Genomic DNA, 21,482 nt, shown 5'->3' on the forward strand with positions numbered 1-21,482 from the left:
ACTGTGTCAAGGGAAATGCTGCACACACTCATGGGCGTTACGCCAATTCGTCCGTTCCGGCGGGTCGGCCTTTGTCCCAGAGGCGAATGCCTACAAGTGTGTAATGCAGTCCACTCACCACGGTAATGAGTCCGGTGGCGACATAGAGCAGCCTGCGCAGATCCACGGACCAGGCCATCAAAGGCTGCGACAGTGTCACCAAAACAGTCAGGATTTGGGCCAGCGTCGTCAACTTGCTCACAAGGCTCGGACGAATTTCCAAAGGAATTTGAAAGAACCAAAAGGTCACGACCCCGGTGAGAATGAGAAGGTCCCGGCTGACGGCCACGATTACCAAGGCATTGGGCACAAGGTGCAAATGCCCCAACAAAATGAAGCTGCTCACCAGAAGAATCTTGTCCGCCAACGGGTCCAAATAGGCCCCCAGTTGACTCTTCTGATGAAACACTCGCGCAATAAAGCCGTCCAGGCCGTCGGTGATTCCGGCCAAGAAAAAGACCGCAAGAGCACCCGTGAGCCTCTCGCTCAGCAATAGCCAGACAAGCAGGGGGGTGAGCAAAATACGCAGGAGCGTCAAAATGTTGGGTATGGTCATGGAGTTTTCGATTCCTGGGCCGGCGCTATTTCGGATTCCACGGCAAGGGACTCCACCGCAAAGGTGACCATGCGGGCCGAAGGGTCCATTCCTTCCACGCGCAGAACCATGGTCGGGCCAACCCGCAGACCGTCCAGAACCATCACTGCTTCAGGATTGACGTTCTTGGTTCGCACCTTGACGCCATTGGTTTCCAAAACCATCGAATCTACGGCAAATGCCTTGGACCTTTCTAAAAGCTTTTCTTCCATGGCCAACCATGCCGCATAGGAAGCATCGCCTTTAACAGCAATTTCCCAAACGCCCTCCTGAAGATTCGGCGTGGCCGTCCCAAGCGCCGTGGACGCCGGTTTAGCGAAGACGCGCCCCGGGAGGCTCCCTTGGGTGAACATCGCTTCCATTTTGGAAACCGTCATCTCCGCTAAAAGGAGCAGACCTTCCATGAAGTCCTCCCCAAAAGCCGAAACCTGTTCTTCCACGGTCCCCATCACCCGCCCCGACACTACGTCCATCACCTTGAGCCAAACCGCCAAGGCATTCCCCGTTTTCTGCCCCGTCCCCACCACCAGGTGAGACGCTCCTTGCCGGCGAGCTTCTTCCATCCACGGTTGAATCTGTTCCTCCGTCAAAGGAAGCTCCCTGGGCATCTCGGCGGGAAATTCCATCTGCCATCCATAGTCCGAGGCTTCGTCGGCCACCCACTGGCCCAGGCCGCCTTCTGCCGAAAACGTGTCCTTGGAAACCCCAGACCACAATCCATTCCAGTTTTCCGCCACCACCCACAGAATCCGCTTTTGAAGCGACTTCTGGCGGGCCGGGCCTAAGGCCGCGTCCTCGCTCTTGAAGGGCGCCGCCGGGCCGGATTCTTCACGGAATGCCGCCTCTTTTGAGGCGCTTTGACCGCCTTCTTTGGCAGAAAGTGGGACTTGATCGATCATGCCCAATTTTTCGAGATCCGCGCGCAGCGTTTCCAAGGCCACGCCCACGGACCCTTGCACGCGGTAGAGATCCCCGTCCACATATTCATCGAGAATTTTAAAACTCTGCGCGTACCGTTCCGCTTGAGACAAAACGTCCTTTCGAATCTCTTGGCTCTTTTGCGACAGCTCCTGCCCCGAAACCAGGGTGCCGACGGCTTGCCACACCGCTTGGCGAAGAAGATCTTCCAGCGCCTGAGCGCGGGACTGGGCGCGATTGTTCGGTTGCAAAGGGGCAGCCCCTTGCGCCACGAAGCTCTGGGACCCTTCGTGTGCGGCCCATGCCCACGGCTCGGTCCCGCAGCCAAACCCCACCAGGAGACTGAAAAGCCCAAGAACCCATCGGCTGCCAAGAAGTCTGATCATGGGTCCCTCACCCCGTGTGCGCCCCACTCCCTGGAAACACCACTAAATGTCTTCTCCTCCAAACATCCTCTCTTTCCCCCACAGTGCGTTCATTGCTATCATAAGCTGATTCATAACTCAAAGTTCAAAGTGGCGGGGTGTGATGCCATGAGCATGGATCGATGTAGGGTCTTTGGGGTGTGGATGGAGCCGCGAAACATCCATTTGCTCACCTCCATCATCGAAGCCTACGAAGGACTGGGCGTGGTCACCACGGAAGATCCTCGCCTGGCTCACGTGCGCATTGCGGTAGCTCCGGGCTGTGAAGCGGAACTCATGACGGTCCTCGATCATGAAAAACAACGCCTGGGCATTCGATCCTTTGCGCAAAGCGTTCCTTGAAATCGTCAACGGGTTGGACTAAGACGAAAGGGGCGGTGAAAATGGCCGGAGGTGCTCAAAGTTTTTGCCGGCACGAAACGTTTGATGCCAAAGAGGCAACATGTCATGAGTGAGAGTCTTTCTCGGCCCGCAAACCAAGCCTCAAGCAGTCCAGGGGAACCTCGACCCTTCGCGGCCCAAGCCCGCACCTACCAAGAAGGTGAGCTCATTGTGGTGCAGGATGAGCCTCTTCAGGGTTTTTTTGTTATTCTTGACGGCCATGTGCGAATTTCCAGAGAGGATCGAAGAGTCCGCGTGTTGAAACAAAAGGACGTTTTCGGCATGGAGGCGATGGTCCATCGGGGAAAGTGCCCTTACAGTGCCAGAGCGATGACACCATGCCGTGTCTTGTTCTATGAGATGGAAGCCTTTGACGACTTTTTGTACGCGCGTCCTCAAGCCGTTCGAGACCTGGTGCGGTCGCTGCTTCGGCAACTCACAGACACCTCCCTCGCCGTCAGTGGAGAAGAATCGTTTGTTCTTTCCAGTGAAGTGGAAGTTCGCCATTACCGGGATGGGGAAACCATCATCTCGGAAGGGGAAGAGAGCGATGAATTTTACCGCTTGATTTCGTCGACCACGGGCCTTCGCGTCACGCTTCGAGGAATAGAAATCGGCCGCATCGATCAGCCGGGGGAATTTTTCGGGGAAATGGCCTGCCTTCTCAAGGCCCCTCGCCAAGCCACGGTCACGAGCATGGGCGATAGCCTTGTGCAGGTCTATCGGCCTCAGCGGTTGGAGTCCATCGTCGGTGAAGATCCTCAACTGGCCATGAAGCTGATCGGTACGCTCGCTCGACGGCTTTCTTCCGCCAATATCCGATTGACCGAAAAGGAGATCAAGTCGAGAGAATGGAAGGACTTTGTGTAGCTCAGTCCGCTCAGCCGCTGGGGCTCTACGTCCACACCTTCGGCTGCCAGATGAATACCTACGACTCTCTTCGCGTGCAACGGCTGCTCGCCCAAGACGGCTATGCGCTCACTACCAATGCAACCGATGCGGATGTGATTTTCATCAACACCTGTTCCGTGCGGGAAAAAGCTGAACAAAAGGTCTTTTCCCTTTTGGGGCGGCTGCGGCGTCTGAAATCGCGCAAGCCTTCTTTGGTCATTGTGGTTGGTGGCTGTGTGGCCCAACAACTGGGAAGCACCCTTTTGGAACGCTTTCCTCACGTTGACGTGGTGGTGGGCACCCGCGCTTTGGGATCTCTTCCCCACATTCTTCGTTCCGTTCGGCGCGGCGCTTCACGGGTTGCGCATGTGCCAGACCAGGATGAAGAAGGCTGGCGGGAACTGTTCGGGCAAACTGAGGCGTGGGTCACGGACGTGGTGGCCCCGGTGACGGTCATGCAGGGTTGTGACAACTTTTGCACCTATTGCATTGTGCCTTATGTGCGCGGCCGGGAACGCAGCCGTCCCAGTCGCGAAATTCTTCGAGAGGTGCAATTGCTGGTGGAAAAAGGAGCCCGAGAAGTCCTTCTTTTAGGTCAAAATGTCAACAGCTACGGTAAGGGACTGGAGGAAAAAACGCGCTTTTCCGATCTTCTGCGCCTTCTTGCACGAGAAACCGATGTGGTTCGCCTCCGCTTCACCACGTCCCATCCCAAAGACCTGACCGACGACTTGATTCAGTGCTTTGTGGATCTTTCTCCGCTCTGCCCCCACATTCACCTGCCCTTTCAGTCCGGTTCCGACCGCATACTCAAGAGAATGCATCGAGGCTACAGCGCGGAAGAGTATTTCAGGAAAGTGGAACGCCTTCGAGCCGCCTGCCCAGAGATCAGCATTTCCGCCGATGTCATGGTAGGGTTTCCCGGAGAAACTCGAGAAGATTTTGAACGAACACTGGATCTGCTGCGCACCGTGGAATTCGATTCCCTCTTCTCCTTTCGCTATTCGGATCGACCCCATACGGCGGCCCGCCTCTTCCCCGATAAGGTGAGTGAGGAAGAAAAGGCGCACCGCCTCACCGAACTGCAGGCGCTTCAGGCAGCCATCACCCTGAAGAAGAATCTCATGGAAGTTGGCCAAGTCCGCGAAGTGCTGGTGGAATCCACCAGCAAATCTGGACAAGGACAGATGAGCGGGCGAACGCCTCACAACCGCATTGTCAATTTTGAAGGCTCGCAGGCATTGAAAGGCCGGCTAATCCCGGTCACAATTACAGAAGCCTATGCGCATTCGCTCAAAGGACGGCCGGTTTTCCCGCTTGAGGATTTGAGTGGCCAAAGGCCCTGAGGATCGGAAAGCCCTGAGGTCGGCACAGCACCGCCCCTGCTTGTTGCACAAAAGGAGATATCATGTATCGATTGATGAAGGTCGCCGGTTTGGTCATGGACCCGCAGACCAATACGCCCATCGTCATCTTGAACGACCCCCAAGGGGACCACCACCTGCCCATTTGGATTGGTCTGCTGGAAGCCACCTCGATCGCCACGGAACTGGAAAAGATCAAGTTTCCGCGCCCCATGACCCATGATCTGGTGAAAAACCTTTTGGACCACCTGCATGTGCAGGTGGAAAAGATCGAGGTTTGCGACCTGAGGGAAAACACCTACTATGCCTTGATCTATTTGCGGACCGAAATGGGCGTGAGTCCCATCGATTCGAGGCCCAGTGACGCCATTGCCATCGCCTTGCGCACCAATGCCCCCATTTACGTCAAAGAGGATGTGTTGCGGCGTTCCCAAAAGGTGACGGAAAAGAAGACCCACCCCGTGTTTCGGCAGGAAGACAAGCACAATCTGGAAGATCTGCTGGAAAAGCTCAACCCAGAAGATTTCGGCAAATACAAGATGTGAGCCATCACGATGCCTGCTGAGCGCCATGCCACCATGATCGATGGGGAGACTCTGGCGGATCTCATCGCCGTGGCCCGCGGCAGAAAACCCGCCGAACTGTGCCTGAAAAACGCGCGCCTCATTAATGTGTGGACCGGGGACGTGCTGTGCCGGGATCTCGCCGTGCATCGAGGCCGGTTTGCGGGCTGGGGAACATACCAAGGCCTGCAGGAAATGGCGCTCAACGGGGCCTATGTCGCCCCGGGATTCATCGACGCGCACCTTCACTTGGAAAGCACTTTGTTGTGTGCCGAGGAGTTTGCCGCCGCCGTGGTCCCTCACGGCACCACGGCCGTGGTGCTGGATCCTCACGAAATCGCCAACGTCTTAGGGCTTCGCGGTGTGCGCGCCTTGATGCAGTCCTGTGAAGGGCTTCCTGTGGATTTTTTCTTCACGCTTCCCAGTTGTGTGCCAGCAGCATCTCTGGACCCTTCCGGAGCGGTGCTTCGCGGATCCGATCTGCAGACGCTGCGCGGTCATGCCAGAGTGCTTGGCTTGGCAGAAATGATGAATTTTCCCGGCGTGCTGGCCATGGATGCCGAGGTGTTGGATAAGATCGTGCTTTTTCAGGACACGTCTATGGACGGCCACTGCCCTGGACTTCAGGGCCTGGACCTCAACGCCTATATCGCCTGCGGCCTGCATTCCGACCACGAAACGACGGCCCTTGAGGAAGCTCGAGAAAAACTGGCCAAGGGCCTCGCCCTCATGATTCGAGAAGGCAGCCAGTCCAAGGACCTGGCCGCGCTGTTGGATGCCGTGACGGACACCACATGGCCCCGCTGCCTGTTCGTTTCCGACGATCGCCATCCCACAGATCTTCTTCGCGAAGGGCACATGGATGCCATTGTGAACCGTGCGATGGCTTTGGGCATGGATCCCGTGCGGGCCTTGACTTTGGCGTCATGGAACCCGGCTCAGCTTTTCGGGCTTCGACGCCGAGGCGCCCTGGCGCCTGGGTACATGGCCGATTTTTCCGTGAGCCCAACCCTCAGGCCTTGGAATCCCGTGATGGTTTTCAAAGACGGGCGTCTCGTGGCCCGCGACGGGCGTCTGTGTACACCCATAGCCACACGGAAAGACCAGCTGATGAAAACACTTGAAAGCCCTATGGCCGTCCAGCATGTGGACCCACACCGGTTTCGCGTTCCCGCTGCAGGAAGAGAGCTGCGCGTCATCGGCCTGCGAGAAGGTTCCTTGATCACGGATCATTTGATTCTTCCCGCCACGGTTCAAGACGGGTGGGCCGTCTGTGATCCTTCGCGGGATCTATTGAAAATGGTCGTCTTTAACCGCTACGCCGATCCCGATGCATTCAATCAACCGGCGGTGGGATTTGTGCAGGGCTTTGGATTGAAAGAAGGGGCTTTGGCCAGCACGGTGGCCCACGATGCACATCATCTCGTGGCCGTCGGCGCCAGCGATGACGCTATTGGATATGCCGTGCGGGCCGTGGTGGAAAGCCGAGGGGGGTTGAGCGTCAGTGATTCCAAGGGAATCATCGCTCACATGCCCCTACCCCTTGCCGGGCTCATGAGCGTGGAGCCTTTGGATCGGGTGTGCGGGGCGCTGGAAGAAGTCACCCGAGCGGCCCACGCCCTCGGTTCGACCCTGCAGCATCCTTTCATGGCCCTGTCTTTTCTTGCCTTGCCGGTCATTCCGGCCCTCAAGATGAGTTCGCGAGGTCTGGTGGATGTGGAACGGTTTGAAATTGTACCTCTATTTGTGTGAGCCCGACGCCAAGTCCAGTCGGTTCGCGGGAGGGCTCCAATAGAAGTGCGACGAGGGAAACCGATTGCTTCGAGCGGGGCAGTTCTGTTATGAGGATTCAAGCTGGCGGCTCACCGCTCATGGGAAATTTTCCAACAACTGACCGTAAGAGGAGGCCATCATGTCCGTCTTGACCTGTCGATCCTTTGATGACGTGGTGAATTTCGCCATTAAGAAAGAAGAACTGGCCATGGATTTCTACCAGAAGTGCGCCGATAAGGCTAAGAACCCCGGTATCAAAGAATTCTTTCTTGAAATGGTCGAGGAAGAAAAGAAACATCGCGAGCTGCTTAAGGGACTTGATCCCGCCGGGTTGGAAAGCTTCAAACTGGACACGGTCCAGGATCTCAAAATCAGCGATTATCTCATGGACGTCCCTTTTCGAGATGACATGACGTACCAGGAAGCACTCACGCTGGCCATGAAAAAGGAAGAAAAGGCTCACGCCTTTTACAGTGCCTGGAAAGAAAAGTGCATGCACGAAAAGACGGCCAAGATTTTTGAGATGCTTGCGCAGGAAGAGATCAAACACAAGCGCAAGATCGAAGAAATCTATGACGACCAGATCCTCACTTGGGATTGATGGCGGCTTGAACGGCTCATTTCACGAGAGAACCCGCCGGCTTCTCAAGCGGGTTCTTTCTTTTTTGGCGCTTCGAGAAACCCATGCATCCAACCGCAAAAGGTTACTTTGCCGCCTCGGCGGCGTGTCTGATCTGGGGAGGTTCCTTTGTGGCCACCAAGGTGGCCCTGCTCAGTTTCACGCCCCACATGCTGCTCGCACTGCGCTTTGCCATGGCGTGCGCCATTCTGGTGCCCGCATTCCTGGTTTTCCAAAGGGAGGCTCTGCGCCTGCGGGATCTTGGGCTCTTTTGCCTTTTGGGCCTCATGGAACCGGGTTTGTATTTTTTGTGCGAAACCCGAGGTCTGCAGTACACGAGCGCTTCCGTGGCGTCGCTCATTATCGGGTCCATTCCCGTATTCGTGATGCTTTTGGCTTCCATTTTTCTCAAGGAACCCTTGCACGCCAGGACCGGCCTGGGCACGGCCATGACCCTGGTGGGCATCGCCTTTCTCGTGCACAAGGACATGGCCGCCGCCCCGGTGGGCCCATCCCCTCTCAAGGGCAATCTGCTTATCGTGGGGGCAGCTCTGTGTGCTTCGGTCTATACCATCGTCAGCCGGTCCCTGAGCGCTCGATATCGCCCCATGACCTTGACGACCATTCAGGCGACCTTTGCCACGGTGTTTTTCACTCTGTTGGCCGTGGCAGACGGATCTCTCACCGTGATGGGTCCTTTGTCGGCATCAGCCCTGAGCAGTCTGGTCTTTCTCGGCCTGCTGGCCACGCTGGGGGCGTTTTGGCTATACAACTTTTCCTTGAGCGTCCTCCCGGCATCCCAGGTAGCCGTTCTGATCAACCTCATTCCTCTGGTGACCGTGCTGAGCGCGCGCGTGTTCCTGAACGAGACCTTGTCCTGGGCTCAGCTGATCGGCGCGCTTCTCATTCTGGCGGGTGTGCGCGTGAGCACCACCTCCACCCAAGGGTCGTGGCTCTATAGCGACTCTAAGATCCTGCAGATTCTGCGATCAAAGGGCCGGAGTGCATACGGGAGTTTTCCCCTTGCGGCGTCGCAGCAACACATAGACGGCTCCAGCCCCACCATCCCACGTTCTCGCACTGGCAAAGGCAAGTACTAGCCTTTTGAGAGGGGCTCGCGTCAGCCAGCCCACCAGTTCCCGCTTCAAAATGGGTTCTTTGCCCTTGGAATTGAGTCCACGGCCACAGATGACCAGCACGCAGCGCAGACCTCGGGTGTGGCTGCGCACAATGAAATCCGTCAGGGCCTTTTGCGCTTCCGGCCGTGTGAGCCCGTGCAGGTCCACGTGGGCCTGATAGCTGAAGTCGCCGTTGCGCAGACTCTTGACAATGTTCGGCGCCAGGCCGATTACCGCGCCGTCCATGTATTCATCGGAAAAATGCACGGAAAACCGACTTTCTCCGCTCACCAATTCGGCCAAGTGCGCCAGAACTCCCGCATCCTCGTGCCTGGCAAACTTTGGAAAACTGCGCGTGGGGGCTTTGGGGGCAATACGCTGCCTATGGCCTTCGGGTAAAGGGGTCACGTCGGCCATAGCCTTCAAGAAAAGACTCGATTCCGTCTCGGGCGACTCCGTCGCCACAGCGTCCCTGGACGGCGTATTGGAAAGACTTTCCTGGCTGTTCCCCCGTTTTCTCTTGGGTTTCACATATTGATTCAAGCAGGAGAAAGGAGTATAGAAGCCGTGCTCTTTGACGGGCGGCGAACTGTCGTGAACTGACGGTGCGCTCTTTTTTCTTCTTCTTCGAGTCATGACCGCACTCCATGGGTTTAATCCTCTCACTAGAGGGGCTGAAGCCGGGATATCTTTTCATGCGTCCTTACATCCTCATTGATTCGGACCAAAGACTGCAAGAGACGATCTCGACGGTTCTCACATGCTCTCGCATTGCCGTGGACACGGAATCCAACGGCTACTACGCCTACTACGAACGGGTCTGCCTAATTCAGCTGTCCACGGAACAGGACGACTACATCATTGACATGCTAAACATCGCCCACCCGGAGTGTTTGTCAAACATTTTTGAAAATTCGAGCATAGAAAAAATTTTTCATGCCGCATCCAACGATATCGGAGCTCTTAAAAGGGATTTTCAGTTCACCTTCCGCCATGTCTTTGATACAGCCATCGCATGCAAACTGCTTGGCCAAAAGCGCCTCGGCCTCTCCCATGTCTTGGAAGCCCACTTTCAGGTGCAGCTGGACAAGAAATGGCAGCGCTGCGACTGGGGCGCGCGCCCCTTGAACGATTCCCAACTCCACTACGCGCGCCTGGACACCCATTACCTCATTCCCTTGCGGAATAAACTCCATGAAGCCCTGGTGCGGCGCGGATTGTGGCCACAGGCCCAAGAAGCCTTTGCCAAAGTGTGCGCCCAGGCGCCCCCTCGAGAACGGTTTCCCGCCAACGGCTATGAGCGGCTTTCAGGCACGCGTACCCTTTCTCGACGCGCCAAAGCCGTCCTTCGCGATCTCTACACCTATCGAGATCAGATGGCCAGACGGCTGGATCGAGCCCCGTTTCGGGTGCTTTCCAACGAAGCCCTCATTCGGCTGGCGCAACGCCTGCCCAAGACCCCGGAGGAACTGCGTGCCATCAAGGGACTGCCGCAAACCTTTAAGACCGGCACCCAGGCTCGGCAACTTTTGACCGTGATTCTTGATGCTCTAGAAGCGCACAAGAGCGCCAAAGCACGAAGCATGTCTTCGTGACAACGGTCCGCCGCATGATACGGCACGTTTTTCACGGCCGCATTCGTTAAATATTTAAAGACTTATGGAGTGAGCCATGCTTCTTGATGCTCGCATCACCTTGCAAGACTGTTTCAAAACCTTTCGGCATGACCAGGAAAAGGCCAGGAATCCTCAAGACACGGTACGGTGGGTTCGCCAGCGCTTGGAAAATCTGCAAATGGATATTCTGGCCAAGACCCTGCGCATTGACTCCGGGCGGCTAGACATTCCCGTCTACCTTAGCCTGTGCGGTTCCGATGCCTCGCCTCTGACCGGCACCAAAAAACAGATGGGCAAAGGAGCGACGCCGGCCCAGGCTGAAGCCAGCGCCCTTATGGAACTCATGGAACGGTTCAGCTTTTTTTCCTTCATCCATGCCCAAAGGTTCCTGAGGGCTTCCATGAAAACCCTGCACGGCCCCTTTACGCCACCTGAGCGGCTTCTTCAGGCTGTCCATGATCAGGCGACTCCTCTCACTCGTGTGCGCACTTTTCTCGAAACCTGCCCTCTGCGCTGGGTTCCCGCCCGAAACTTTACGGAGGAGCAGGATGAATGGGTCCCCATCGATTGGTTCTATCTCATCAACGAATACAACGGCCCCGCGGCAGGAAACACTCTGGAAGAGGCCTTATTGCAGGGCTTGTGCGAAGTAGTGGAACGGCATGTGGGGTCGGTGATATCCCATGAGCGCCGCGTCACACCCGCTATTGATCTTCAGAGTGTCCAGGATGAGGCAGCCGTGGAATTGCTGCAAAAGTTTCAGCGGTGCGGCATTCGTCTGTTCGTTCACGATTTTTCCTTGGACACGGGCATTCCCACAGTGGGGGTTTTGGCCTATGATCCCAAAACATTTCCCCAACGCAGTGAAATCATCTTTACCGCCGGCACCACGTCCCATCCCGCAAAATCCCTGTGCCGCGCTCTAACAGAAGTGGCTCAGCTGGCCGGAGATTTTGAAAACCGCACCACTTACAGGCCCACTTTGCCCAAGTACGCCTCCCTTCAAGAAGCCAGATATCTTATGGAATCCGACCGCACGGTGCCCCTGAAAGCCCTGCCCGATGTGAGTCACGATAACCTTCGGGTGGAAATTGAGCAGGCCGTGCAGAGCTTATCCCGGCTGGGCTTGCCCGTCCTGGCGGTCAATGTGACCCATGAAGCTCTGCAGATTCCCTGCGTGTACGTGATCATTCCTGGAGCGCACTTCTTGGAGCACACGCGCCAGACGGATTTTGCGCAACACATGGCCCGAACGATCCTTCGAAGCCTTGAACCCAAAGAGGCGCTGTCACACCTGCGCCGTCTCGCAGAACTTTTTGGGCCGCGCTTCGACCTCACCTTTTTTACGGCCCATGCCCTGGAACGATTGGAACAGTTTGAAGAAGCTCTGGCTCTCTTTCAACGCTCCCTCACCGAGAAGCCCGACCCGAAGGAAGTCGCCAGCATCCATGTCCATATCGCTTCGTGCCACAAGGAACTCGGCCGCTACGAGAAGGCGCTGGACGCTTTGAACGAAGCGGAAAAATGGAATCCCACGCTTAAGGAGATTTACAATCTCAAAGGGTTTTGTTTCTATCGACTCAAGAAACACATGCAGGCTATTGAAGCCTTTGAAAAAGCCATCGACATCGACCCGGGATCCGCCATCGATTACGCCAACATCGGATCCAACTTAAGAGAGCTGGGGCATTTTCAGGAAGCTCTGCGCCTGTACGAAATGGCTTTGGAACTGGATCCCACCCTGGATTTTGCCCGAGACAATGTGCACCGATTGCGTGCAAAGCTTGCCGTCGAAGTTCAATAACAAAGGCGATGCCCTGCCAAGGGCCGTGAATTTGTGTGCAACCCAATGGGCTGGGTCGCTGCGAGATTCTCGTGGTTTCTTTTCTAACGAACATGCTGCCGAAAGGGCAGCGGCTTCGAGAGCACTTCCACGGGCTTTTCGGGAACCGTGCGGACCACAAGCCGGTCTTTGAGCAGTTCCTGGGCGAGTGCTCGCACGTCGTGTGCCGTCACCGAACGCACCAGGTCCGGGTATCGCAGGGCATAGTCGTATCCTAAGCCGAGCACTTCGTTGACCGCGGCGCTTCGCGCTTGGGCTTCCAAACTTTCCAATTCCAGCACGTGCATGGTGATGACCATGTCCTTGGCCCGCTGCAACTCTTCTTCAGAAATGGGTTCCCGCATGATGCGGTCCAAATGTTCGTGTATAATGGATTCCACCTGCCGTGCGTTTTTCAGCGTGGTTTGCGTGATCACGCCGAAGTATCCCGCACGATACCCACTGAAGGGAAAAGCGTGCACCACATACACCAGGTCCTTGTCGCCACCGCGTAAGGCGCTGTGCAACCGCCCGCCGGGATACCCAATGCCGGACAATACGGCATCCAGAACATCCAGAACCACAACACGAGGATCATGAAGATCGAGCCCTCGAGCACCCACAAAAAGCCCCAGGGACGTCTTGTCGCTGGTTTTTTCCACCACGCGCATTTCTTCAACAGCCAAAGTCTCCGCATCCACCGCGGGCATGGCAAAAGGTCCGGTGGAAGGCCATGGCCCAAAAGCCTTTTTGATCAGCGGAATCACTTGATCCGTCCGAAAATCCCCGTAGATTGCCAAAACCGCCCGCTGCGGTACGACCATTTTGGCGTAGAAACGTTGCAAAATGTCCCGGGTGATGCCCTGGACGGAAGCTTCCGTCCCGAGAATATCGTGGCGATAGGGATGGTTTTGAAAATAGTTTTTCTTAAACAGGCGCATCAGTTCCGTTTGCCAGTTTTCATCCTGCTTCTTGATGGCCAGGAGCGTTTCCTGCTTTTTTTTCTCCACTTCCGTCGAAGGAAACACGGGATGGAGAACCACATCCGACATGACATCCACGGCCAGGGCAAGGTCTTCCTTCAGCACCTTGGCGGCCACGAAGTAGGTGTTGTATTGGGATCCACTGGCAAGGCTTCCCCCTACCGATTCCAAGGCCTGGGCAATTTCCAGCTTGCTGCGCTTTTGGGTTCCGGCCGTGAGCAAAGAGGCCGTCATGGCGGCATAGCCTTCTTCTTCGGGGCTTTCCAGAAGCACGCCCCCAATACCGTAGAGTTGCAGTGTAACGAAGGGAAATCGGTGATCTTCCTTGAGAATCACGCGAAGACCGTTGTCCAACCTGATGCGCTGGGCGGCCGAGGGAATGGCCGCCGTGGCGGCCGCACTGCTGGCCTCCGTTGCCGCCTCGGTTCCGCTCGACGCACCCTGCGGGACGACGGCGGCAACCGTCATGGCGGATTCCACCAAATAACGGCGCGCCACACGGAGCACGTCTTCCTTGCGCACGCGCCGAATCCTTTCTGCATACCGGTCCTCGAAGTAGGGATCGCCCGTGTCCAGGTAGGACGAACCCAACGAGGCGGCCATTTTTTCGGTGGTTTCCTTGCCAAAGACGTGGGAGGCGATCACTTTCTTTTTGGCCTTTTCCAATTCCGTCTCACTTACCCCGCCCTCCTGCACTTTACGAATCTCGTCCTTGAGCCCCTCAAGGACCTCGGGCCAATGCTGCGGGGCAAGGGTCATGGACACCACGAACTGACCAGGCACAAAGGCCGGCGTCCAATTGAAGGCTTGCACATAAAGCACGCTTTGGTCCCGCTCCTTGAGCCTCTGGTACAAGCGGCTCGTGCGACCTTCGCCCAAAACAATGGCCAGTACATCCAAAGCGTAAAGGTCATCGTGACTCAAGGCCACCGAACGAAATCCCACCATGGCTTGCACCATGCGCGCCAGGGGGAGGCTTTTTTCCGCCCATCGGGATCCCGTGGGAGGGGGTTCCAGCGGCAGGACGTTCAAGTTCCAGCGAGTGCGCCCTGCGTGCGCCGTCTTTTCTCCCACAAAAGCGATCACTTCTTGAGGATCCACGCGCCCGGCCACTGCCAGCACCATGTTTTGGGGCTGGTATCGGGACGAGTAGTACTGAATCAGGTCTTCGCGGGTGGTTTGCACGAAAAGGTCTTCATACCCGATGACCGGATGCCTGGCAGGATGCACGGCGTAGGCCGTTTTCATGAAGAGCTTCCAAAGCTCTCTTTGCGGGTTGTTTTCCCCCATCTTGAATTCTTGCTGAATGACGGCCTTTTCGCGGGCTACCTGCGACGCGTCCACCGTGCATTCGGTCACGTAAGACAAAAGCAAATCCAGAGCGTCGCGCCAGTGAGGCGCTCCGGTGGTGATGTAATAGACCGTTCGATCGTGGCTCGTATAAGCGTTGGTCGCCCCTCCGAGCTTCTCCAAGCGGTCTCGAGCCTCTTCCTCCGTAAACGACGCGGTGGACCCCCCGGACACCACATGTTCCAAATAATGGGACAGACCGGCACCCATTTTGTCGCCTTCGTAAATGGATCCGGCTCGAACAAAGACCTTGGCCGCCACCACATCGGTGTCGTCACGAGGGCGAATCAGCACGGTTAGGCCGTTGCGCAAGACGACAAAGACGTCTTTGTCCTTCGATGGAAGCCTTTGTTCCACAAAGGATTCCGGCGTCGATGACGCCACGACCGTGTGGGGAGACGTCCATACCCCCAGGCCCAAAAGCCACAGTGCGAACAGAAAGCGCATTCCAAGAGCGGAACATCTTTGGGCGATTGGATGAACACTTTTTTCCCAGCACCATGGGCCTTTGAGGCGCCCTTCAGCACGCCATGGCGTCGCGGCTCGTATCCATGACGCCCCGGAGACCATGTCTTTTCGGCCCGGCACGTCGGAGCCTCGGGGGCAGCCACAGGGCCCAACCATGCTCTTTTCGGGCGCGCGTGTCACGGTTTTGTTTTCAAATTCCCTTCTCTCGTGGACGTCCGTTTGTTCGGAATCCCGGGCGTCTCGCACGTTGGTCCTGCGGGGTAAATCTTCACGGTTTGTAGTCATAAGCCCTGCGGACCCGTCTCTCGATGGATTGCTTAAAAATTGCCGCCTCACGTCACACCTCTGCGCATGCGGGCCGGTCATGGAGTCATGGATGGAACAGGGATCATGGGGTTGCAAGAGTCCACGAAGGCAGGCGGGCATTTTTTCAAGGACTATGGCCCTTGATCGAGTTATCCATCGCTGTTTTGCAGCTCTTCAAGGATCCAGCGAATCTTTGCCTCGTCTCGCATATCTTCGGGTTTTTCCTGCTCGATGCGCAAAAGGTCTTCCAGTTCTAAACGCCTTCTTTCACGAAACCCGGAAACGTCCTTTCGAAAATGGCGTTGAGCCATTTGCGCCGATTTTTCGTATTCTTTTTCCCAGTCATTCATGTTCAGTTTCTACCTCTCAGCCGATTTTTTCAGAGGCACAATGCGCTTTCGCATGAAAACCCTCTGTCTTTTCCGCGGCGTTTATGAACGGGCCCTGGCTATGAAGTCAAGGTTCTTCTCACCACTCCACGCCTTGGCCTTAAAAAAGGGGTTTTAAAAACATGTGGCATGCTCTGGAGCAAGGCCCAAAAGGCAATGCGGTGCCGATCGCGTCTTTCCCCTTTATGTTGCATAAACGGAGGCGGCCTTTGAAGACCTTCAAAAAAGACCTTCGGGCTGCCATCGAGGCGCCCCCAGCACACCACTGCCTCGTCGATGTGCGCCGTTTGGCACACCTTAAGGCTGAACCTCAGAAGTTCTTCTTCGGGGTCGGTTTGGAAAACCGCAACCCACGGGAGCCATAGCGGCTCATCCACACCGTTCCATATCCCGGTTCTTCGGGCCACCACCATGCTGCAGGCCACCCAGACCTCATCCCGCCATCGGTAAGGCGCCCAATCCATGACCATCCATGGGTCTTTGAGCGATGCCGCGGCGGCATGCCACTCCCGCCACGATTTCACCAAGACAACGGGATCCTTGTGGGAATGAGGTCCCGCCACACGAAAGGGAAGCGAAAATCGCAAAGGAACGTCGCGCTTTACTTTTTTCCCATATCCTACGCGCGCTTGCACCCTGGGAAGGTTCAGAAACGCAGCGAGGATCCATTGCTGCGGGCGCCACCGCTGATACCGATAGGTCGCTGCGGAAGGAAAGCATCGGCATCCGCCCGCTTCCAGGACATCGGCGAACCGCACGGTGGGAAAAAGCACGCAACGGGCTTCTCGAAGCAGCCGCCTTTCCTCTGTGGAATAGTCTCCCAGAGTCGGCCTCACACCCAGGGTCAAGACTCGGGAATCGTCCCTGAGGAAAGGAGCCAGAGCCACAAAGGACACTTGCTGCAGATTGTCGTCCGCCACGGAGTTCTCTCACCTTTTCTCCACGGCACGTGGCGCCGCTCACGGCGGCCCTCATTCTCCAAAAATTGCCGAACCTAAGCGTGCACGGCTGCCGAGCCATGGGATCAAGAACTCGTCGCTGTTGCGTTTCGGCACGATGCCCTCAGTTACCACTGAGAAGCACGTCGGGGTGGACGCCGTAATTGTAGCTGCGCATACGGAAATAATTTTCGAAAAGACCGATCTTTTTATCCACGTAATCATAGATTTTGACACGCCGACCGTTGGACTCGACCGCCGAGCCGTCGCCAGCGTTGGCGCCGGATTGCATCAGAAGCGCACGCAGAGCCTGAGTCACATTTTTTTTGAAAAAGAGCGGCACGGCCAAGAACAGCGCCTCCATGGTCACGTGCCGATAGCAGCGCAAAAGGTCTTCGGCTTTCATGAGCACCACGGCAGGGCCTTGGGGAAAGCCATTCAGGCACGCGCAGACCTTATCGCCGTTTGCCTCGCCCTCCTCATCCGAGTCCCCTTCAGCTTCGTCTTCCCATTGGCACTCGGGAATAACCGCTTCGATGCCCCTCTGGCGCAACGCAGCCTGGAGCACGGCGTTGTGATCGTCGCCCCCGGAAACCACCACGAGAGGGCCTTCGGCGGCCTCCAATTCTACTTCAATGTCATTGGCGATGATGCGCGTCCGCTCTTCGTCGTTTATCAGAGCCTGCAGCATGGGGTCATAGTCTTCACGAGTCTGGTATGGATAATCAAAGCCGGTGGCCCGGGCCACGACCTGGGCTCGAAGAATCCCCCTGCCTTCCCGCGCGTCCTGTTCATTGATCGTGTAGACCACGTCGCCCAAGTACAAATACACAAACCGAGACAGCAGAGCGTAGCGCTGCGTGGCGTTGCACAGTCCGAGAAGGTAGCGACTGTCGAAGTTGGGAATGAGCTGCGTGAGCACCTTGGCAGGGCTCCGTTGACATTCGTCCAGCACCACAAACCCCACGTGGTTCTTGACCCTTCGCCACACCTTCATCATCTCCGCCGTGTGGGCCACCGTAATGCGATTCCCCATCTTGTGCAGGCCCTGCACAAACAACCCGATCTCTTCCAACGGAATCTGCAGGAAATTGACAATCTTGGTGAGCCATCCTTCCAAGAGGTCCATGCGAGGAATGAGCACCAAGGTGGGTTGTTTGCGCTGCGCAATGACATAGAGGGCTATGACGGTCTTGCCGCTCTTATAGCCTCCCAGAAGCGTCGCCGCGTCGCGCTCAAGAATCTCTTCGGCCGCTTGAAGCTGATATTCCTTCAACTGGCCGTGAAATTCCATGGGCACCGAATCCAACAGCCGTCGATTGTCAAAAATCTTGTACGGCTGCTGAAACTTGCGGCACAAATCCAAAAGCTGATCCAAAAAGCCACGCGGGGCCACATAGCTGGAGCCCATTTTGCGCAGGCAGTGAATCTGGGCGGGAATGCCCCCGATCCATTCCCCTCGCAAATGCCTCTGCTCATATTCCGGATTGGTAAAAACCAGCCGATCTTGTATCTTTCTTATGACCTGCGGAGATACATCGCCCACGGGAAAGCGAATCTGCTCGGCCACGTGAATTTTGAGAAGCTTAGCCGCCACGGGACTGTCCCCACCCTCATGAACGTTATGGTAGCCACGGTAACCCTGGTCAACATATCGGAACGAATGAATTTTTCTCATTTTGCAGCTCAGATCTCCTTGTGATGTCGACGGAATAACTGGAATTACATACCAAAAAGCTGTGAATTTGCAAGGCCAAGTCGCCGTGAGGAATTCATCGCTACCCCCGTCGTGAATTTTCACTTATTTTAGTCACGCTCAACGCGTGTGTCACCCATGACGGCTTTTCCTTTTGACGATTCTTTGCACGGAGGCATTTCATGACACATTCCGCACCGTCCGCACTGGAAGAACTGGTTTCTCTGGCCAAAGACTACGACGCCAAACGCCGCCAGTTGGACGACCTGGCCCACGACCTGGCCTTTGACCTGCTTCTCCGGCACCTTCTCGTCTTTTCTGAAAGGGCAACCGACCGGTTTCGCGCCGCCCAACAGGTGTTGTTTGATCACCTTTCAAAGACCGAAGTCGACCCGGAAGCCATGGAAGCCGCTCGAACTCTGTGCCGATGCTTCGATGAAATACTCCTTCTTTTCCACAAACTGGCAGACCATACATCAGGGGTCACATCTTGATTTATGCCATTGGAGTCAGCTCCTTAGGCCTCGAACAACCTTTGAGGCGCTGGACAGACAACTCCAGGCGTAGCCGCGGTGTAGGCTGCCAAACTTCATCGCGCCGTGTCCCACTTGGACAAAACCCGACGGGGCTCGTCTTCTTAGACGAGCGCCTAATTGGAAGGCGGCGGTTCCTTTTTGAGGAGCAAGTAAAATGTTCCAGGGGCCTTGAGGTGCCCCGCCACTCGCTCCGCACTCGCTCCTGTGCCGCAAAAGAGGTCCAGTCGGTGAAGTCCTCGAATGGCCCCTCCGCTGTCCTGGTGCACCACCCATCGAGAGAGGGGCTTGATCGCGAGGGTGGCGTTATCACGCGGGGCCGGCAACGTGCCCTCAAGAAAGCCCACAATAGCCTTGGGGTAAATTTCACCGTCCAAGGCAACGGATCGCCCCGCCGTGAGCGGCACGTTCAAACTTCCCACGGGGCCTTCGTCAACCCATCGAAAAAAGATGTAACTGGGATTGCGCCCGAGAAGTTCCGCCGTCCTTTCCGGGTGCGCGGCAAAGTATTGCCGCAGCCTCTGCATGGACATCTCTTCCTTGGGAATCGCGCCTTCCTCCATGAGCACCTTGCCCACGCTGACATAAGGATGGCCGTTGGATGCCGCATAACCCACGCGCTGCTGGGATCCGTCCTCAAACTGCAGCAGCCCAGAACCTTGAATATGCAAGGTAAACACGTCAAATGGATTACCCAGCCACGCCAGGGCAGTGCCTTTGGCCTTTAGGGCGCCGCCCCCGTCGATTTCCTTTCGGGAATAGTAGGGCACCAGCAGCCGCCCTTCAACCCGCCCCACCAGGGTTCGCACCCCGCTAGGATCCAACTTGACAAAAGGAAACCGCTCCAAAGCCACGCGAATCAAGTCCGGCGGCGGCTCGTAGATAGGATACCGGTAGTTTTCGTCCGGCTGCCTGCGCGCCATAAGAATGGGCTCAAAATAGCCGGTAATGAGCATTCCCGAGCTTTCTCTGGAAGCGGCCTTAGGGGTAAACCAGTCAAATTCCTGCGCCAGCGTGCGCTCATTCAGCCGCTTCTGCCGAAGGAGCTCAAGGAAAAGCAACACCGTATCCCGCACCTTTTCCTTGCTAACCGGGCGGCCGTTTATCTCCAAGGGACGATAATCGCGCACGCGATTCAGGTACACCAGAGACTGTTCCAGAGCCCTTTCCAGCCCTTGTCCTTGAAGATCGTCGGTCACACGAGGAATCTTTTTCGGCGAAACCTTCACGAAGCGCTCCGAGGGTTTGGGCCAAAGCTTGAAGAGGCCGCACCCCCCGAGCGCCACAAGTCCCATCAGCATCCACAGCAGCCCTGCACGAAGGCCTTTGGGCTTTCGCCCCCGGTTCAAGGCAGCCCTCGGCCATGTGCGGTGCACGGCTTGGCGGTCATGTTCCCATTTCCCACGAACGCAGGTATTTTTCCTGTTCATCGGTCAGCTGGTCGATGGCCACGCCCATGCTTTCCAGTTTGAGGCGCGCAATTTCCCGGTCAATGGCCTCGGGCACGCCGTAGACCTTATTTTCCAGCGTTTTGGCATGCTTGACCAAATGTTCCACGCACAAAGCCTGGTTGGCAAAGCTCATGTCCATGACACTGGAAGGATGCCCTTCCGCTGCTGCCAGATTCACCAGCCGCCCTTCCCCCACCACGTAGAGGCATCGGCCGTTGGCAAGTCGGTATTCGAGCAGGAATTCTCGCACCGGCCTCTTGGCCACCGCCATGGCCTCCAGAGCCTCCAGATCCAACTCCACGTTGAAATGGCCGGAATTGGCGACAATGGCGCCGTCCTTCATGACCTCAAAGTGTTCTCGGCGAATGACGTGAATGTCTCCGGTCAGTGTACAGAAAAAGTCTCCAATGCGGGCCGCTTCGGCCATGGGCATGACCTGGTAGCCGTCCATGACGGCTTCCAGGGCCCGCAGAGGATCCACTTCCGTGATGACCACTTTGGCGCCCATGCCAGCCGCTCGCATGGCCACGCCACGGCCGCACCATCCATAGCCGCTGACCACAAAAGTGGATCCCGCCAGCAGCCGGTTGGTGGCCCGAATGATGCCGTCAATGGTGCTCTGCCCCGTGCCGTAGCGGTTATCGAACAAGTGCTTGGTGTTGGCATCATTGACCGCAATGATGGGATACTGCAGAACTCCTTGCTGAGCCATGCTGCGCAGGCGAATCACCCCTGTGGTCGTCTCTTCGGTACCTCCGAGAATGCCACGCAACAATTCCTTTTTTTCCGAATGAAGCGTACTCACCAGGTCGGCCCCGTCGTCCATGGTGATGTTCGGTTCGTGGGCCAAGGCTTGGTGAATATGCCGGTAATAGGTGTCTTTATCTTCCCCCTTGATGGCAAAGACGGCAATACCGTCATGGACCGCAAGGGACGCCGCCACGTCGTCTTGGGTGCTTAAGGGATTGGATGCACACAAGCGCACCTCGGCCCCGCCGGCTTTCAGGGTTTGAGCCAGGGTTGCGGTTTCCGTAGTCACGTGCAGACAGGCTGACAGGCGCAGGCCTTGCAGCGGTTTTTCTTTGGCAAAACGTTCCCGAATGGAGCGCAGGACGGGCATGGATCGTGCCGCCCATTCGATGCGTAGCTGCCCTTTTTCCGCAAGAGCTTCATCTTTCACATGATATTCCATGGGTTCTCCTCGGTTTCTCCTCAGCTGGTCCAAAAACTTCTGTGTGCCCGTG

General features: G+C 56.5%; 19 protein-coding genes. 10 read left to right on the forward strand and 9 right to left on the reverse strand.

Annotated elements, in window-relative coordinates; genetic code table 11:
* Positions 1-37: 37 nt before the first annotated feature.
* Both EDC27_RS03710 and EDC27_RS03715 read right to left on the reverse strand, forming a co-directional pair.
* Entirely contained in the window at positions 38-595 is a 558-nt protein-coding gene (locus tag EDC27_RS03710) for a CDP-alcohol phosphatidyltransferase family protein (protein ID WP_123289270.1), read from the reverse strand.
* Positions 592-1,938, reverse strand: coding sequence for a hypothetical protein (locus tag EDC27_RS03715; protein ID WP_123289271.1), 1,347 nt, complete (start codon positions 1,936-1,938; stop codon positions 592-594). The genes EDC27_RS03710 and EDC27_RS03715 overlap by 4 nt, the downstream gene beginning before the upstream one ends.
* 147 nt (positions 1,939-2,085) lie before the next feature.
* Here EDC27_RS03715 and EDC27_RS03720 point away from each other — a divergent pair, with 147 nt between their 5' ends.
* From EDC27_RS03720 to EDC27_RS03750, 7 genes are all read left to right on the forward strand, one after another.
* A complete protein-coding gene (locus EDC27_RS03720) occupies positions 2,086-2,319 on the forward strand; it encodes a DUF4911 domain-containing protein (RefSeq protein WP_211334766.1) in 234 nt (77 codons plus the stop codon).
* Positions 2,320-2,424: 105 nt separating this feature from the next.
* Positions 2,425-3,228, forward strand: a complete 804-nt coding sequence (locus tag EDC27_RS03725) for a cyclic nucleotide-binding domain-containing protein (RefSeq protein WP_170161562.1) — start codon at positions 2,425-2,427, stop codon at positions 3,226-3,228.
* A complete protein-coding gene (gene miaB / locus EDC27_RS03730) occupies positions 3,210-4,595 on the forward strand; it encodes a tRNA (N6-isopentenyl adenosine(37)-C2)-methylthiotransferase MiaB (RefSeq protein ID WP_123289273.1) in 1,386 nt (461 codons plus the stop codon). The genes EDC27_RS03725 and miaB overlap by 19 nt, the downstream gene beginning before the upstream one ends.
* Positions 4,596-4,657: 62 nt before the next feature.
* Entirely contained in the window at positions 4,658-5,158 is a 501-nt protein-coding gene (locus tag EDC27_RS03735; protein ID WP_123289274.1) for a bifunctional nuclease family protein, read from the forward strand.
* Positions 5,159-5,167: 9 nt separating this feature from the next.
* Positions 5,168-6,928: an adenine deaminase gene (ade, locus tag EDC27_RS03740; RefSeq protein WP_123289275.1), complete on the forward strand. Its 1,761-nt coding sequence runs from the start codon at positions 5,168-5,170 to the stop codon at positions 6,926-6,928.
* A 160-nt stretch (positions 6,929-7,088) separates the two neighbouring features.
* Positions 7,089-7,550, forward strand: a complete 462-nt coding sequence (locus tag EDC27_RS03745) for a ferritin-like domain-containing protein (RefSeq protein ID WP_123289276.1) — start codon at positions 7,089-7,091, stop codon at positions 7,548-7,550.
* An 83-nt stretch (positions 7,551-7,633) separates the two neighbouring features.
* The gene (locus tag EDC27_RS03750; protein WP_123289277.1) at positions 7,634-8,668 is read left to right on the forward strand and encodes a DMT family transporter; all 1,035 of its coding nucleotides are present in this window, start codon (positions 7,634-7,636) and stop codon (positions 8,666-8,668) included.
* On the opposite strand, the gene EDC27_RS03755 is transcribed toward EDC27_RS03750, so the two are convergent.
* A complete protein-coding gene (locus EDC27_RS03755; RefSeq protein ID WP_123289278.1) occupies positions 8,558-9,322 on the reverse strand; it encodes a Smr/MutS family protein in 765 nt (254 codons plus the stop codon). The two genes, EDC27_RS03750 and EDC27_RS03755, sit on opposite strands and share 111 nt — an antisense overlap.
* Positions 9,323-9,381: 59 nt before the next feature.
* On the opposite strand from EDC27_RS03755, the gene EDC27_RS03760 reads away from it, so the two are divergent.
* Both EDC27_RS03760 and EDC27_RS03765 read left to right on the forward strand, forming a co-directional pair.
* Positions 9,382-10,281, forward strand: a complete 900-nt coding sequence (locus EDC27_RS03760; protein ID WP_170161563.1) for a ribonuclease D — start codon at positions 9,382-9,384, stop codon at positions 10,279-10,281.
* A gap of 76 nt (positions 10,282-10,357) precedes the next feature.
* Positions 10,358-12,106, forward strand: coding sequence for a YcaO-like family protein (locus tag EDC27_RS03765; protein ID WP_123289280.1), 1,749 nt, complete (start codon positions 10,358-10,360; stop codon positions 12,104-12,106).
* Positions 12,107-12,189: 83 nt separating this feature from the next.
* Here the strand turns inward: EDC27_RS03765 and EDC27_RS03770 are convergent, their stop codons facing one another.
* The 4 genes from EDC27_RS03770 to EDC27_RS03785 form a co-directional block, all read right to left on the reverse strand.
* A complete protein-coding gene (locus EDC27_RS03770) occupies positions 12,190-14,904 on the reverse strand; it encodes a M16 family metallopeptidase (protein ID WP_170161564.1) in 2,715 nt (904 codons plus the stop codon).
* Positions 14,905-15,380: 476 nt separating this feature from the next.
* Positions 15,381-15,581, reverse strand: coding sequence for a hypothetical protein (locus tag EDC27_RS03775; protein WP_123289282.1), 201 nt, complete (start codon positions 15,579-15,581; stop codon positions 15,381-15,383).
* A gap of 98 nt (positions 15,582-15,679) precedes the next feature.
* A complete protein-coding gene (locus EDC27_RS03780; protein ID WP_123289283.1) occupies positions 15,680-16,540 on the reverse strand; it encodes a hypothetical protein in 861 nt (286 codons plus the stop codon).
* Positions 16,541-16,682: 142 nt separating this feature from the next.
* On the reverse strand, positions 16,683-18,236 hold the full coding sequence (locus tag EDC27_RS03785; protein WP_123289284.1) for a DEAD/DEAH box helicase family protein: 1,554 nt from the start codon (positions 18,234-18,236) through the stop codon (positions 16,683-16,685).
* A gap of 200 nt (positions 18,237-18,436) precedes the next feature.
* Between EDC27_RS03785 and EDC27_RS03790 the strand changes: the two genes are divergently transcribed.
* A complete protein-coding gene (locus EDC27_RS03790) occupies positions 18,437-18,748 on the forward strand; it encodes a hypothetical protein (protein ID WP_123289285.1) in 312 nt (103 codons plus the stop codon).
* A 155-nt stretch (positions 18,749-18,903) separates the two neighbouring features.
* On the opposite strand, the gene mltA is transcribed toward EDC27_RS03790, so the two are convergent.
* Together mltA and ahcY are read right to left on the reverse strand one after the other, a co-directional pair.
* Positions 18,904-20,016: a murein transglycosylase A gene (mltA, locus tag EDC27_RS03795; protein WP_170161565.1), complete on the reverse strand. Its 1,113-nt coding sequence runs from the start codon at positions 20,014-20,016 to the stop codon at positions 18,904-18,906.
* 157 nt (positions 20,017-20,173) lie between these two features.
* Positions 20,174-21,430, reverse strand: a complete 1,257-nt coding sequence (gene ahcY, locus EDC27_RS03800) for an adenosylhomocysteinase (RefSeq protein ID WP_123289668.1) — start codon at positions 21,428-21,430, stop codon at positions 20,174-20,176.
* Between the last annotated feature and the right edge of the window lie 52 nt (positions 21,431-21,482).

The sequence above is a fragment of the Desulfosoma caldarium genome, assembly GCF_003751385.1.
Classification (GTDB): Bacteria; Desulfobacterota; Syntrophobacteria; order Syntrophobacterales; family DSM-9756; genus Desulfosoma; species Desulfosoma caldarium.

What these genes read in the sequence shown, in the direction of transcription:
- EDC27_RS03725 (WP_170161562.1), top strand. Translation starts at nt 2,425, where the DNA reads ATGAGTGAGAGTCTTTCTCGGCCCGCAAACCAAGCCTCAAGCAGTCCA.
- EDC27_RS03745 (WP_123289276.1), top strand. Translation starts at nt 7,089, where the DNA reads ATGTCCGTCTTGACCTGTCGATCCTTTGATGACGTGGTGAATTTCGCC.
- miaB (WP_123289273.1), top strand. Translation starts at nt 3,210, where the DNA reads ATGGAAGGACTTTGTGTAGCTCAGTCCGCTCAGCCGCTGGGGCTCTAC.
- EDC27_RS03760 (WP_170161563.1), top strand. Translation starts at nt 9,382, where the DNA reads ATGCGTCCTTACATCCTCATTGATTCGGACCAAAGACTGCAAGAGACG.
- EDC27_RS03710 (WP_123289270.1), bottom strand. Translation starts at nt 595, where the DNA reads ATGACCATACCCAACATTTTGACGCTCCTGCGTATTTTGCTCACCCCC.
- EDC27_RS03765 (WP_123289280.1), top strand. Translation starts at nt 10,358, where the DNA reads ATGCTTCTTGATGCTCGCATCACCTTGCAAGACTGTTTCAAAACCTTT.
- EDC27_RS03790 (WP_123289285.1), top strand. Translation starts at nt 18,437, where the DNA reads ATGACACATTCCGCACCGTCCGCACTGGAAGAACTGGTTTCTCTGGCC.
- EDC27_RS03735 (WP_123289274.1), top strand. Translation starts at nt 4,658, where the DNA reads ATGTATCGATTGATGAAGGTCGCCGGTTTGGTCATGGACCCGCAGACC.
- EDC27_RS03750 (WP_123289277.1), top strand. Translation starts at nt 7,634, where the DNA reads ATGCATCCAACCGCAAAAGGTTACTTTGCCGCCTCGGCGGCGTGTCTG.
- ahcY (WP_123289668.1), bottom strand. Translation starts at nt 21,430, where the DNA reads ATGGAATATCATGTGAAAGATGAAGCTCTTGCGGAAAAAGGGCAGCTA.
- EDC27_RS03770 (WP_170161564.1), bottom strand. Translation starts at nt 14,904, where the DNA reads ATGCGCTTTCTGTTCGCACTGTGGCTTTTGGGCCTGGGGGTATGGACG.
- EDC27_RS03775 (WP_123289282.1), bottom strand. Translation starts at nt 15,581, where the DNA reads ATGAATGACTGGGAAAAAGAATACGAAAAATCGGCGCAAATGGCTCAA.
- EDC27_RS03785 (WP_123289284.1), bottom strand. Translation starts at nt 18,236, where the DNA reads ATGAGAAAAATTCATTCGTTCCGATATGTTGACCAGGGTTACCGTGGC.
- EDC27_RS03720 (WP_211334766.1), top strand. Translation starts at nt 2,086, where the DNA reads ATGAGCATGGATCGATGTAGGGTCTTTGGGGTGTGGATGGAGCCGCGA.
- EDC27_RS03755 (WP_123289278.1), bottom strand. Translation starts at nt 9,322, where the DNA reads ATGACTCGAAGAAGAAGAAAAAAGAGCGCACCGTCAGTTCACGACAGT.
- EDC27_RS03715 (WP_123289271.1), bottom strand. Translation starts at nt 1,938, where the DNA reads ATGATCAGACTTCTTGGCAGCCGATGGGTTCTTGGGCTTTTCAGTCTC.
- ade (WP_123289275.1), top strand. Translation starts at nt 5,168, where the DNA reads ATGCCTGCTGAGCGCCATGCCACCATGATCGATGGGGAGACTCTGGCG.